Origin of the sequence: Pseudomonas sp. HMWF021 (assembly GCF_003061005.1) — a bacterium.
GTDB lineage: Bacteria > Pseudomonadota > Gammaproteobacteria > Pseudomonadales > Pseudomonadaceae > Aquipseudomonas.
Window position 1 is genome coordinate 1 of the sequence record NZ_QAIK01000171.1, and the last position, 14,055, is coordinate 14,055.

The 14,055-nt window shown below is 62.8% G+C and carries 11 protein-coding genes; 1 reads left to right on the forward strand and 10 read right to left on the reverse strand.

Going from position 1 to position 14,055, the window contains the following annotated elements:
• Positions 1-1,176: cytochrome c3 family protein (locus DBR18_RS24680; RefSeq protein ID WP_305891546.1), on the reverse strand; the 1,176-nt coding region annotated here is incomplete at its 3' end.
• A gap of 214 nt (positions 1,177-1,390) precedes the next feature.
• Between DBR18_RS24680 and DBR18_RS24685 the strand changes: the two genes are divergently transcribed.
• On the forward strand, positions 1,391-2,065 hold the full coding sequence (locus DBR18_RS24685) for a DUF3313 domain-containing protein (protein WP_108592274.1): 675 nt from the start codon (positions 1,391-1,393) through the stop codon (positions 2,063-2,065).
• 107 nt (positions 2,066-2,172) lie between these two features.
• Here DBR18_RS24685 and DBR18_RS24690 read toward each other — a convergent pair whose 3' ends face one another.
• From DBR18_RS24690 to DBR18_RS24730, 9 genes are all read right to left on the reverse strand, one after another.
• Positions 2,173-4,677, reverse strand: coding sequence for a fused MFS/spermidine synthase (locus tag DBR18_RS24690; RefSeq protein ID WP_108592275.1), 2,505 nt, complete (start codon positions 4,675-4,677; stop codon positions 2,173-2,175).
• Positions 4,678-4,885: 208 nt separating this feature from the next.
• Positions 4,886-6,475 carry an arylsulfatase gene (locus tag DBR18_RS24695; protein ID WP_007969166.1) on the reverse strand — a complete coding sequence of 530 codons (1,590 nt, stop codon included), beginning with the start codon at positions 6,473-6,475 and terminating at the stop codon, positions 4,886-4,888.
• 71 nt (positions 6,476-6,546) lie between these two features.
• Positions 6,547-7,569, reverse strand: a complete 1,023-nt coding sequence (locus DBR18_RS24700; protein WP_108592276.1) for an HAD family phosphatase — start codon at positions 7,567-7,569, stop codon at positions 6,547-6,549.
• Positions 7,566-8,999 (reverse strand): BatD family protein, encoded by a 1,434-nt coding sequence (locus DBR18_RS24705; RefSeq protein WP_108592277.1) that lies wholly within the window; start codon positions 8,997-8,999, stop codon positions 7,566-7,568. The genes DBR18_RS24700 and DBR18_RS24705 overlap by 4 nt, the downstream gene beginning before the upstream one ends.
• Complete coding sequence (locus DBR18_RS24710) at positions 8,996-10,576, reverse strand: VWA domain-containing protein (RefSeq protein ID WP_108592278.1); 1,581 nt, start codon at positions 10,574-10,576, stop codon at positions 8,996-8,998. The genes DBR18_RS24705 and DBR18_RS24710 overlap by 4 nt, the downstream gene beginning before the upstream one ends.
• A 1-nt stretch (position 10,577) precedes the next feature.
• The gene (locus tag DBR18_RS24715; protein WP_108592279.1) at positions 10,578-11,570 is read right to left on the reverse strand and encodes a VWA domain-containing protein; all 993 of its coding nucleotides are present in this window, start codon (positions 11,568-11,570) and stop codon (positions 10,578-10,580) included.
• Positions 11,557-12,135, reverse strand: coding sequence for a DUF4381 domain-containing protein (locus DBR18_RS24720; protein ID WP_108592280.1), 579 nt, complete (start codon positions 12,133-12,135; stop codon positions 11,557-11,559). Before DBR18_RS24720 ends, DBR18_RS24715 begins: the two co-directional genes overlap by 14 nt.
• The gene (locus DBR18_RS24725; protein ID WP_108592281.1) at positions 12,132-13,067 is read right to left on the reverse strand and encodes a DUF58 domain-containing protein; all 936 of its coding nucleotides are present in this window, start codon (positions 13,065-13,067) and stop codon (positions 12,132-12,134) included. The genes DBR18_RS24720 and DBR18_RS24725 overlap by 4 nt, the downstream gene beginning before the upstream one ends.
• Positions 13,064-14,044, reverse strand: a complete 981-nt coding sequence (locus DBR18_RS24730) for a MoxR family ATPase (protein ID WP_108592282.1) — start codon at positions 14,042-14,044, stop codon at positions 13,064-13,066. Before DBR18_RS24730 ends, DBR18_RS24725 begins: the two co-directional genes overlap by 4 nt.
• Positions 14,045-14,055 lie beyond the last annotated feature (11 nt).

Here is a 14,055-nt window from a genome sequence, read left to right on the forward strand (position 1 = left end):
GTCGTAGTTCTTCGCCTGCAGGCCTTTGCCATCGACGCCTTCGACCGAAGTCTTGCCCGCCGTGTTGTGGCATTGCAGGCACACCGCGTTGCCCGGCGCCTTGAGTTCGGTGCTGTGCGGATTGTGGCAGTTGCTGCAGCGCACACCCTTGTCGAACATCTTGCTCTGCAGGAACGAGCCGTGTTCGAACACTTCGTCCTTGATCTTGCCGTCCAGCGCATACAGTTCGCGGGTGAGAGTGCTTGGCAGGTAGTCGTCCATCAAGCGCTTGCCGACGGTGTAGCCATCACCCAACGGGGCCCGGCGCGCGTGGCAGCGGGCACAGGTTTCGATCTCGACGCTGGCGTTCTTGTCCTTGAGGTCGACGGCAAAACCCTTGTGGATCAGGTCGTCTTTTTTCTGTGCCCACTCCAGGTGATTCGAGGCCGGACCGTGGCAGGCCTGACAGCCGACGCCGAGGCTGTTCCACTGACTGTTGAAGGTGTTGCTGGCCGCGTCGAAATTGCGCTTGTACCCGGTGGTGTGGCACTCGACGCACATGAAGTTGGCGTTCTGGCTCGGCTTGCTCCAGTGCAGCGGATTCTTGAAGTTCACGCCCTGGCCGGGGTAGAGGTGAAACCAGCGGTTTTTCTCGGTATCCCAGGCCACACCGAGCGCCTGCAAACGGCCTTCGCCGACGTCGATCAGGTATTGCTGCAGGGGCGCGATGCCGAAGGTGTAGGCGACTTTGAAGTCGGCGTTCTTGCCGTCGATGCCTGGGGTGTTGACCCAGAACTCGTCGCCCTTGCGCGAAAACCGAGTGGTCTCGTTTTCGGCCTTGAAGGTGACGTTGTTGAAGTCGCCGAGCATGGTTTCGCCGTTCGCTGCCTGCATCGCCAATTGGTGGTGCGAGCCTTGCCAGTCCTTGACCTGTTCGGTGTGGCAGCCCTGGCATTGTTGCTCGTCGACCATGCTGGCGGGCTTCTGTGCCACCGGTTGTGGTTTGGCGACCACGGGTGCGGCCGCACTGATCGGCGGGGCCTTGGACGGTGCTGGCGCAGGGCTGAACAGAAACCAGCCGATACCGGCCACAGCGGCCAGCAATACGCCGATGGTGACGGGAAACAGATAACGTGAAAGGGACGGTCGGGACGAATCAGGATCAGGCTGTGCGACTTTGTTTTTATGCTTGGGCATTACGACTTCCGTGGTCCAGGTGCATTGGCCTGCTGGCGTGCGTTCAAGCTCGGTGCAGCTTTGCCGGATGCCCGTCATCTGTCAAATGACGGGTGTGAAGCAGCTCCCGGTCTTGTGTGAATTTTGCGCTTTTGCAGCGCAATCGCCGAGGTTTTAGCTATACCTGTAACTCCCCCCAAGCAATACATTCAGGCCTTCTGACAGGAGTTACAGCATGAAGCTAGCAGTAATGATGGGCACCCTCTGCATTGCCACGCTCGGCGTGGTGGGCTGCTCCAGCAAAACCGTCGCTCCCGATGAGTATTCCGGCTTTCTCAAGGACTACAGCCAGCTCAAGGAGGCCAAATCGCCCTCGGGTGCCGAGGTGATGCGCTGGATCGATCCGAAGGTGGATGTGCGCAAATTCACCAGCGCCTACATCGAACCAACCCAGCTCTATCCCAAGCCGCAACCGACCGCAAAGATTTCCCAACAGACCCTCAACGGCATCACCTCCTACTACGATCAGGCGCTCAAGCGTGAAATCAGCAAAGACATGCCGCTGGCCGCCGGGCCAGGCCCGGGCGTGATCGTGGTGCGGGCGGCGATCACCGCCGTCAGCAGCAAGACCGAAGGCCTCCACGCGTATGAAGTGATCCCGGTGGCTCTGGTGGCGGCAGCCGTCAGCACTGCCAGCGGCATTCGCGATCAGGAAACCACCCTGGCCACCGAAGCGGTGTTCCTCGATGGCGCGACCAACCAGGTCGTGGCACAAGTGGTGCGCAAAGGCACCGGCAAACCGCTGGAAAACGACACCCAGGCGATGACCGCCAACGACGTCAAACCGGTGATCGATGGTTGGGCCAATGACATGCATCAGATGTATGTGAAGCTCAAGGCCGGCAAATAACCCGGGGCCTCTGTAAGAGCTGCCGCAGGCTGCGATCTTTTGACTTTGATTTTTTAAAAACAAGATCAAAAGATCGCAGCCTGCGGCAGCTCCTACACAGGGCGGCGTTACTGTCCGGTAAACCAGCGGAAGTACGGATTCCCGCCTTCCCAACGCATCACTTCACGCATATCCCGCCCCCATGCTTCCCGATCACCGTCATACGCATGCAGGCTGGCGCGGTAGAACTGCATCAGGCGCTGGCGGTGGGTGTCCATCCGCTCGGTAAAACCGGCATCGGCATTGACCAGCGGCGACGGCACATACAGATCCAGCAACGCCGGCAACACCCGGGTAATTTCCTTGCTGCGCACCCACGGCGCGTATTCGATGCGGGGCTGATCGTCCGTCACCGCCGGGGCATTTGCCGCGAAGCGCTCAAGGCCTGCGCGGTCGGTGACCCAGGTGGCGAGCAGCGCCGCCGCCGAGCCGATCCCGACATCCTGCAAAGTGCTGCGCACACTGGCCTGCTGGAAGCGCTGAGTGATTTTCGCCGCATCCAGTTCCATCGGCTGCAGCGAGCCCACCAGCAGCATTTCGTGAAACTCACTGGTCCACAGCGAGGCGTACGGGAACACGTCGAGAAAGCTGCGCACCAGTGAGCGCGAGTCGTCGATGTTCTGGGTCGGCAGCGGCAACCACTGCGCGACGATGCCTTGTTGTTCAAGACGATTGGCCGCCAGTTGATAGAAGTCGCGGGAGTACAGATTGACCACGCCGGCCGCCGACGGCGGTGGCGGCTCAAGGGTGATCAGGTCGTAGGTCTGCGGGCTGCGCAGCAGTTCCTGGCGACCATCGCGCAAGCGCACGTCAATGCCGGGATCGCTGGCGGCGTTGAAGTTGCCCTTGAACAGCGGCGCAGCCTTGACCACCGACGGCAGCAACTCGGCCACCACCCGATGTTCGAGCCCCGGATAGCGCAACATCGCACCGGCGGTGATGCCGGTGCCGAAGCCGATCACCAGCGTCGAACGTGGTTCGCCGTTGTGGATCAGCAGCGGCAGCAGCGCCTGAATGCGCATGTAGCGCAGCGATGGCATGGCGTCGCCGGTGTTGGACACGCCCTGAATGTACAAGCGGTGAAAAGTGTTTTCTCCTCGACCCTGAGCGACCACCGCCACGGTGCCGCCACGGCCTTCTTCATAGAACGTCAGCGTGCCGTTACGCGCACCCGGCAGCAGGCTGGCGAATTTGTCCATCGGGGTCAGTAGCGCAAGCGCCACCGATAGCAGCCCCAACGCGACCACGGCCTGACGCCGGCCTTTTTTGACGTGGTGGCCCTTGCGCACAGCCACGTAACCGATGCCGGCGGCAATGAGCGCCAGCAAGCCCAGCGTGCGCACCAGCCCCAGCAATGGAATCAGCAGAAAACCACAGAGCATCACCCCGACAATCCCGCCCAGCGTGTTGAACGCGACCACCGCACCGACATCGCGACCGACCTGCTCACGTCCGACACTCAAGCGCAGGGCCAGCGGAAACGCCGCGCCGAGCAGCAAAGTCGGCACGAACACGATGCTTAGCGCCGCCACCGCAAACCGTGCGCTCATGCCAGCCAGCTCGCTGGCGCCCATCGCCAGCAGCCAGCTCTCGGCCTGACTTTGCGCCACCACCAGCCAGCGCCCGAGCAGGGTGATTTCCAGCAGCGCGATCAGCCCGGCACCTGCGATCAACAGGCCGAACACGCCCCACGGATCGCGAATGCGCTCAACGCGACGGGCGAGCAGGGCGCTGCCGATGAACAGGCCGGTCAGGTACGTCGCAAGCACCACGGCAAATGCGTAGGTGCGGGTGCTCATGAACTGCACGATCGATTGCGACCAGACGACTTCATACCCCAGCGCCACGCCGCCGGCGATGGAGTACAGCCACAGCGCCGTGCGGTCCGCGGCTTTCCCGGTGTGATGTTTGACCGGGGCCGCAATCGGCATCGGATGCTGACGCTGCAGCCACAGCGCGCCGGCGGCGGCCAGCAGGTTGAGCATCGCGGCAAACAGCGCGCTGCCACGCACACCGAGGGTGGCGATCAGCACAAACGCGGCGAGCAGGGTGCCGACGATTGCGCCGAGGGTGTTGGCCGCATACAGCTGACCGCCGGCCTTGCCCGGGTCAGCCGCCAGCGAGCGCACCAACACCGGCAGCGTGCCGCCCATCAACACCGCCGGAATGCCCACCAACGCGAAGGGCAACAGCCAGGCCAACAGGCCGACATGGCTTTGCAACCAGGCGAACGGGCTGGCCGCCAGGCTCATCGCAACCGTCGCGCCAACACCGAGTACCGCCACCAGCACTTCCAGCCCGGCGTAGAGCAGCACCGGTTGCTGCAAGCGATCGGCCCAGCGTCCGAACAACCAGCCACCGATCGCCAGCCCGGCAAAAAACGCGCTGATGCCGGTGGTGATGGCGTAAACCTCGACACCGACCACCAGCGACAGCTGCTTGATCCACAGCACCTGATACACCAGCGCAGCGGCGCCGGAGATGCACAGCAGCAGGGCGGGGATCAGCAGCGCCGGGGTGGCGGCGTGCGTGGTGGGTATGGCCGACGGCTTGCTGGCGATACGTGAGGGCATGCGGGGGACCTTGTTCAAATCACACAATAATCGTGACGGTGCGGGCCTCATCGCTGGCAAGCCAGCTCCCACAAGGATTTTCAGTGAACACTCATGTTGTGGTCGACAGAAATACCTGTGGGAGCTGGCTTGCCAGCGATTGGGGCCGGCGCGGTCTCAGGTGAAAACAGGCCGCCCGCCCCTGAGGGCGGGCGACGGTTCAACGGTGTTATTGAGCAGCCGGAGCCGCTTTCATTTTTTCCGCGATCTTGGCGTCAACCGCCGCACGAATCTGGTCGATGCTGAAGCTCGCCGGTTTTTGGCTTGGCGGGTATTCGATGAAGGTCTGCAGGAACTCTGCCGACTTGGTCACCGCGACGCCGGCCAGATAAACGTTTTTGGTGTTCCAGTCATAGAACTGGTCAGACACCACGTCCGCCCGCTCATACGGGTCCATGCGCAGGTTGAGGATTTTCGGTACGCGCAGGCACACGAACGGTTCGCTCCAGACCCGGAAACCACCCGGCTGACGCTGTTCGCAGAACACCACTTTCCAGTTGTCGAAGCGCATCGAGACCAGCACGCCGTCGTCATTGAAGTAGTAGAACTCCTTGCGCTCGCCCTTGGGCTGCTGGCCGGTCAGGTAGGGCAACTGGTTGTAGCCGTCCAGATGCACCTTGAAGCTGGTGCCGCCGGACGTCGGCGCCCAGCCCTTGAGCAGTTTGTCTTTCACGTCGGTTTCGCCAGCCGCCGCGAGCAGGGTCGGGAACCAGTCCATGCCCGAGAACAGCTCGTTGGAGACCTCACCCGGCTTGATCTTGCCCGGCCAGCGAATCATCGCCGGTACGCGATACGCACCTTCCCAGTTGGAGTTCTTCTCGTTGCGGAACGGCGTGGTCGCCGCGTCCGGCCAGGAGAACTGGTTCGGGCCGTTGTCGGTGGTGTAGACGATGATCGTGTTGTCGGCGATTTTCAGGTCGTCGATGGTTTTCAGCAGTTTGCCGACGTCGGCGTCGTGCTCGAGCATGCCGTCGGCGTATTCGTTGCCGGGCATGCCGCTCTGGCCCTTCATCGAATCACGTACGTGGGTGAACACGTGCATGCGCGTGGTGTTCATCCAGACGAAGAACGGCTTGTCGGCCTTGGCCTGCTTCTCGATGAACGCCTGTGCGGCGGCGGTGGTTTCGTCGTCGATGGTTTCCATGCGCTTGGTGGTCAGCGCACCAGTGTCTTCGATCTTGCCGTCGGCGAAGCTGTGGATCACCCCGCGTGGCGAGTTGGCCTTGACGAAGGCGGCGTCGTCTTTCGGCCAGTACGGACGTTCCGGCTCTTCCTCGGCGTTGAGGTGGTAGAGGTTGCCGAAGAACTCGTCGAAACCGTGATTGGTCGGCAGGTATTCGTCGCGGTCACCGAGGTGGTTCTTGCCGAATTGCCCGGTGGCATAACCCAGGCCCTTGAGCGCCTGGGCGATGGTGATGTCGCGTTTCTGCAGGCCGACCGGTGCGCCCGGAATGCCGACTTTCGACAGGCCCGTACGCAATGGCGTCTGGCCGGTGATGAACGAGGATCGACCGGCGGTGCAGCTGTTCTCCGCGTAGTAGTCGGTGAACATCATGCCTTCTTTGGCAATCCGGTCGATGTTCGGGGTCTTGTAGCCGACCACGCCCATGGAATAGGCGCTGATATTGGTCTGGCCGATGTCATCACCAAAGATGACGAGAATGTTGGGTTTCTCAGCCGCTGTGGCGGTTGCCGACAGCGCCATCACCGAGGTTGCCACCAGGGCGAGTTTCGGTAGCCACTTGCGTATGCGAGTCATCTGACTTGCTCCTTATCGCGGGGGTCGTTGTTGCGACTTACGTTTCTTGCAGTCCTGCATCACGCTTTTTCTTATTGCACCTGCCCGGTTGCCGGTGGATCGAACGGGTAGATCCGGCGCCACTCGGTCGCCATGTCCACCACGGTCCAGCCACGGGAATTCGCTTCGTCGAGGGCTTTGTCGAGTCGCCCGATATCGGATTTTCGGTCATAGGCCCACTCGCGCTTCGCATCGGTGTGGTGCACCAGCCCCATGAAACGTTTGCCGGGGCCGGCGGCGGTCCACTGCAGCATTTGCAGGTCGCCGTCGGAGTTGCCGAACGCGAGAATCGGTCGTTTGCCAATGACGGCGTCGATACTTTCCGGTTTGCCCGGGCCGTCATCGTTGTGCGCCAGTTTCTGCGTGCGCAGGATCGAGGCCTTGCCGTCCTTGAACTGGAACGCGGTGACGAATGTGGTGCCGATCACCTGTTCCGGCGGGATGCCGTAGACCTTCTCGGCGAAGGCACGCATGAACGCGGTGTCACCACCGGAGACGATGTAGGTCTTGAAATCCTGGCTGCGCAGGTAGTCGAGCATTTCCAGCATCGGCTGGAAGATCATTTCGGTGTAGGGCTTGCCGGTTTTCGGGTGCCGGGCCTGACTCAGCCAGGTCTTGGCGTAGTCGTCGAAGGCCTCGGTGGTCATGCCGGTGTGGGTGGCGCCGAAGATTTTCAGAATGCCGTCCATGCCAGCGGCGGCCAGGGCCTTGTGGTCGTTTTCCAGCACCGCTTTGAACGGCTGGGTGGTTTGCCATTCCGGGTGCTGCGGCGCATTGCGCTTGACCTCGTCGAGGGCGAACAGCAACTCGAAATACATCGGCTGCTCGCTCCAGAGGGTGCCGTCGTTGTCGAACACGGCAATGCGCTCGGCGGGTTTGACGAAATCTTTGCCAGACTGGTCGGTGACGGCTTGCACAAACTCGATGATGTGTTTTTTGGCCGGGCCGTCGTTCCATGACGGCAGGGGTTCCGTGGCCTGGGCCAGCAGGGGTACGGCCAGCGCCAACCACAGTGCAAGGCTGAAACGTTGACGGTGCGGCGGCGGATTGGTCATGGGAATTCCCTTTCCTGAACGGGGTTGAGCGGGCGCAGGGCCGGAGCCGGTTTGTGCTGCTGTTGTGCGGCCTGACTGTGAAGCGTAGTCAACGATTGGCGCAGTTGAACGAGTGTTTGTTCAGGGTGCGGATCACGCCCGTAAAGGCCGCGCAACAGCCCTTGCAGACGCGGGCCGGCATTCACCAGTTGCAGCCCCAGGCGACTGCGACGCAGCCACAGGTACAGCGCACTCAATTGAGCCGGTCGGGCTTGCAGTTGCGGGCCGATTTGTTGCCAAGCGAAGTCCGGCGACCGTTCCCAGGCCAGTTGTCGCGCGTGTCTGCGGGCCTGCCATTGCCGATGAGCACGCAACAGGTGCGGGCGCAGCCAAAAACCGGCGCCGATGCACACCGCGAGCAGCGTCAGCCACAGCAGCCAATGCGTCGAGACGTGCAGCGTGTTGCGCCCGAGTTGTCTGAGGTCATCGCTGATCGCGAACACCGGTTTGTAGCGCGTGTCGGCCACGGCTTCGAACGTCACGGCGGGCACTTGCGCGGAGCGGGTCTGTCGGCTTTTCAAATCCCACCACTTCACGGCAATCGCCGGCAGGGTATACGCGCCAGCCTTGTCGATGCGGTAGGTCACCACGTCGATGCGCTGACCGCCGAGCACGCTGCCGCGCCCGTCATCCAGCGCGGTGATCTGTGGCGTCTGCGGATAGCGACTCAGCCCGGCGATGTCAGCCATTGACGGAGCGGGCAGGATCATCGCCAGCGCGCCATCGGCTTGCAGGGTCAATTGACGAGTGATGCTGTCGCCGACTTTCAACGGCGTAGTGGTGTTGATGACGCTTTGGCTCAAGCGCAGACCGCTGGCTACCAGTGGTGTTTCCCCGGGGTTGAAACCCGGCGGCTGAGCGGCGTTGAAGTGCAGCGGTTGGCTTTGCGCGCTGAGTGTTGTGGTGGCCTGACCCGGTGTCGCACTGACGGTCAGCGCCGGGATCTCGAAACCCTTGGCGACATTGGGGGTGATCAGGTAGCTGTAGCGCAAACCGCTGAACGATTGTCCGTCGATGGTTTGATTCAGGTGTTGCGCCTGACCATCGGGCGGCGTCACCAGAGCGCCGTCGAGTTTCAGCGCGGGCAGGGTGGCGGCGCTGGTGAACCAGGTGTCGGTGAGCACATCGACTTGCAGCTCCACCAGACCGCCGACCATGGCGCCTTCGGCGGGTTGCAGATGGGCCTGGATTTTCAGTTGGGGTTCGGCGGCAGAGGCATTCAGGCTGAGCAAGCTGGTCATGAGCAAGGTGCAGATTTTTTTGCTGGCAGATCTGGCCCCATCGCTGGCAAGCCAGCTCCCACAGGGACTGTCTGTGTTTTCGCCAATCGAGTTAACAGCGCAAAACCTTGTGGGAGCTGGCTTGCCAGCGATGAAGCCAACCCGGTTCATGGCCTGGCCCCCGCTTGATCCTGCAAACTGAATTTCTGCTTGAGAAACTTCGCCGGCGAAGTCGTCAGGTTCTGCAGCCACAGCGCATCGGACGCCGCCTGTTCGGTTTCGACCTTTTTGCTCTGGCCCTTGCCCGGCGCCTTGTCGAGCTTCACTTCATCGGGTTTGGTCTCAGGAGCATTTTTCGCGGCGCTGTCGGTGTCCTTGAGCAAGGCTTGCGCCAGCGCCAGGTTGGCCGTGGCTTCGGGGAACTGCGGTTGCCGCTGCAAGGCCTGGGTGTAAGCGGCAATCGCCTGATCGAACTTGAAGCGCCGCACGTAAATGTTGCCCAGATAAAACCAGGCTTGCGCGGTGTCCAGCCGGGCGAACGTCGCCAGGGCGAGGTCGTAGTCCGCCGCGTGATAGGCCGCCACGCCTTTCCAGTACGGATCGACAAACAACGCCGCCGCTTGGGGCCAGTGTTCATGCTCGACGGCCCAGCGCCCTTGCTGATCGCGGGTGAAGAAGGCATCGGTCAGCGCGTTGGCCTGCGCGGGTGCGGCGGGCCAGCCCAGGCCCACGGCGAGGAACAACACCGGCGCCCAGTTGACGCTCCAGCCCTTGCGCACACCGACCAGCGCCAGAACCAGCAGCGGCCAGCACAGCCAGTAACCGGCGTCTTTCCAGTGCAGTTCCTGCTGTTCGGCGCTGGCATTTTCGAAGTGTAGTTGGGCGTGCAGTTCGATCCAGTCCAGATCATCGTCGCCCAGCGTCAGGCTTCCCAGCGGCGCGTCGACGGCAGAGGCCAGTTGTTTGAGCGCTGCCGCATCGAAACTGCCGAGTACCGGGCGCCCGTTGCTGTCGACTGTCGGCTGCCCGCCAGCACCCTGAATCACGCCGCCGTCCTCGTTGCCGACCGCGAGCACCAGCACCTGCAATTGGCTGCCGTCGAGTTGTTTGCCGAGGTCATCGAGCTGCTTGGTGTCGGCACCGTCGGTGATCAGCAACAGGCTGCCCGGGGTTTTCTCGGCACTGAGCAGGCGTTTGGCCTGCTCGATGACGGCGCCAACGTCCTTGCCCGGTTTGTCGATCAGCCCGGTGCCCAGCGCCTGAATGAACGTGTCGAGCAGCGCCGGATCGTCGGTTGGCGGCAACACCAGGTGCGCGCTGCCGGCATAGGCGATCAGCGCCGTGCGCGCGCCGGCGCGACGCTGGATCAGGTCATGGAGTTTGTGTTTGACCGCTTGCAGGCGCGTCGGTGGTACGTCGTTGGCATCCATCGACGGCGACAGGTCCACGGCGACGATCAGCGGTGCGCGATTGTCCAGAAAGTCCGGGCGATCCTGCTCCCAGGTCGGCCCGGCGGCGGCGAGGGCGCCGAGTATCAGCAGCGCGCATAGCCAATGCACCGGGCGCAGGCGCTGGTGATCCTGCGGGTTGACCAGCAGATGCGGCAGCAAGTGTGCGGCGATGTTGCCGCGCAGCCGCCGTTGCAAGTCGCGGCTGCGACTCCAGATCAGCGGCAACAGCGCCGCAAACAGCGTTAGCAGCAGCCACAGCGGACGCAAAAAGTGGAAGTCGCTGAGGTTGATCTCCATCTCAGGCCTCCTGCCGCTGGCGGGTTATTGCCAGTCGCGGGCGCAGCAGCGCGCCGAGGTGATAAAGGGTCAGCAGAATCAGGGCGGCGCCCAGCGGCCAGTAGAACAACTCGCGCTGTGGCTGATGGCTGAGGCTTTTCACTTGATGTGGCGTAAGACGGTCGAGGGTGCTGTAGACCTGATCCAGCGCCGTGCGGTCTTCGGCGCGGAAGAACTGGCCGCCGGTGGTTTCGGCGATTTGTTGCAGCCCATGCAGATTGACCTGCGCCTCGCCGGAGGCCGTCGGGTCGCCGATGCCGATGGTGTGAATCACCACACCTTTGTTGGCGGCCATTTCTGCGGCGTGATCGGGGGTGATCGCGCTGCTGGTGTCGTTGCCGTCGGTGAGCAGGATCAGCACTTTCTGCTGTTCGTGGGCCTGGTCCAGCAGCTTCAGACTCAAACCGATGGCATCACCGATGGCGGTGTTCGGCCCGGCCATGCCGATGCCGGTGTCGGCCAGCAACAGCGACAGGCTGGCGTGATCCAGGGTCAGCGGCGCCTGCGGGTAAGCGCCGCTGCCGAACACGATCAGGCCGATGCGGTCGTCCTTGCGCTTGTCGATGAAGTTTTGCACCACCTCTTTGACGGCGGCGAGGCGATTGATTTTCTGGCCGCTGGCGTTGGTGAAATCTTCGGTTTCCATCGATTGCGAGATGTCGATGGCGAGCATCAGGTCGCGCACCGGTTGCTGGCGTTCGATGGGTTTTTCGACGAACACCGGGCGTGCGGCGGCAAGCAGCACCAGCGTCCAGACCAGCAGGTTCAGCAGCAATTGCCAGTGGTTGTGGCGATTGCCGACCCGGCTCGGCGCTTCCCCGACCGCACGACTCATGGCGGCGAAAAACGGCACGCGCACGGCGCTGCGCGCTTCCAGATATGCAGGCAGGTAACGGTAGGCCAGCCACGGCAGCGGCAGCAGAAGCAACAGCCACGGGTAATCAAGCTGCCACATGATGATGCTCCACCCAGTGTTGGCAGGTGTCGAACAGCGCCTGGCGCTGCTCGGCGGGGAGGGCGCGCAGGGTGGCGTCGGGGGCGTAGGCGAGTTGGGCGAGTTGTGCGCTGAAGTCGTCGGGCAGCCTGGTTTTACTGTGCTGCTGCAAAAAGGCCTGCCACTCCGATCTCCCCATCGCCGCCACCCCTGTAGGAGCTGCCGAAGGCTGCGATCTTTTGATTTTGCCTTTAAACAACAAGATCAAAAGATCGCAGCCTTCGGCAGCTCCTACAGGGCGGTGTTTCAGGGGCATCGACAGGGCCACACGCTTGAGCAGTTCGGGCAGTTCGCGCAGGGCATTGAGGTCATCGCTGCGTCCGCGCAACTGCGCCAATCGCACCAATGCTTCGCGCCGGTACTGATCCCGTCGCCATTGCACATAACTCCGTACACCCACCAGCAATGCCACCGCAACCAGCAGCGCGAGCAACAGCCACCAACCCCAGGTCTGCGGCGTATAACTGACCGGCGCGGGCAGGCTCAGCTCCTTGAGCTGGCTGATGTCGGGAATCGTCGGGTTCATCGTCGCGGGCCGGCAGACTTGCCAAGCTCGGCGCGCAATTGCGCGTGGGCTTCTTCGGCGGTGCTGAACATCATCAGCGGCACCTGACTGCGACGCAGCAGGGTGGCGACGTCCTTGAGCCGGCCGCCGAGGTAATCGCCCAATGGCTGATGCACGCTGCGTTTTTCGACCGCCAGCTCCACCTGCAACTGGCCCTGGGTGATCAGCAGTCGCCCGTTGCTCGGCAGTTTCATGGCCAACGGGTCGTAGATCTGCAGGGCGATCACATCGTTGTGAGCGCGCAGTTGGCGCATCAGTTGCAAAGTGCGTTCGCCGGCGCCTGCGAAATCACTGATGATGCAGATCAAATGGTCGTGCCCGGCCAGTGCCAGGCAGCGCTGCAAGGCTTTATCCAGTTGATCCTCGTCTTCAGCGTCGGGGTTGCCCGCGTTCAGCGCCTGATTCTGCTGCACCACGCGGTTGAGCAGGGCTTCGACCCGTTTGCGGCTGCGCAACGGCGCAATGCAGTCGATGCGTTGATCGTTGAACACCAGCCCGCCGACCCGGTCGCCGGCGTTGAACACCATCCACGCCGCCAGTGCAGCGAGTTCGGCGGCGAGGGCGGATTTGAAGCTGCGCTGCGAGCCGAAGAACATCGACATGCGCTGATCGACCACGATCAGCGCCGGGCGATCGCGCTCTTCGGTGAAGGTGCGTACCACCGGTTTGCCGGTGCGCAGCGAAGCACGCCAGTCCAGATGCCGCAAATCGTCACCGGGCTGATAGCGGCGCAACTCATCGAAGTTCAAGCCACGGCCCCGCAGGCGCGAGGCATGGTTGCCGGCGAGGATGCTGCCCTGGGGCTGGCGCGCGAGAAAGCTCAGGTCACGGGCCTTGAACTCCAGCGCCATCAATTGCGCCAGAGACACATAGACCAGCCCGTCAGTGTTCATGCCGGAATCGCCACTTTGTCCAGCAAGCGGTCCAGCACCTGATCAGCCGTCACTCCATCGGCAACGGCGTCGTAGCTCAGTTGCAGGCGATGGCGCAGCACCGGGTGCACCACCGCGCGCACGTTGTCCGGCGAGACGAAATCCTGACCCTGCAACCACGCATCCGCGCGGGCGCAACGATCCAGACCGATGCCGCCCCGAGGGCTGGCGCCGAGGCTGATCCAGCGTCCGAGGTCTTCGTCGTAGTCGGCCGGGTGGCGGGTGGCGTTGATCAGGTCGATCAGGTAACGGTCGATGGCGGGAGACACATGCACCGCACTGACTTCCTTGCGCGCGGCGAAGATCACGTCCTGGGAAAGACTGAAACCCTTGCCCGGCGCGGTGTTCGCACCCTGGGCGAACTCTTCGGCGCGCAACAGGCGTAGCACCTGGCTTTCGTTGTCGGCGCTGGGGTAATCGAGCAGCACCTTCATCAGGAACCGGTCCATTTGCGCTTCCGGCAACGGATAAGTGCCTTCCTGCTCGATCGGGTTTTGCGTGGCGACCACGATGAACAGTTCCGGTAATGCATGGCTGGTGCCGGCCACAGTGATCTGCCGTTCTTCCATGGCTTCCAGCAACGCGGCCTGAACCTTGGCCGGGGCGCGGTTGATTTCGTCGGCGAGGATCAGGTTGCCGAACAGCGGCCCTTGCTGGAAACGGATTTCGTTCTGCCCGGCCACCTGATGCAGGACCTCGGCGCCGGTGATGTCCGAGGGCAGCAGGTCCGGGGTGAACTGGATGCGGCTCATCTTTGCTTCCAGATGCGTGGCCAGTGCCTTGACCGTGCGCGTCTTGGCCAGCCCCGGCAGGCTCTCCAGCAGCAGGTGCCCGTTGGCCAGCAGCCCGACGAGGATCTGGCGGATCACCTGATCCTGGCCGAGCACCGACTCGGCGATGCTCGCTTGCAGGGCGTTAAGGTCGGTGAGAGCTGTCATGGCGTGTGCTT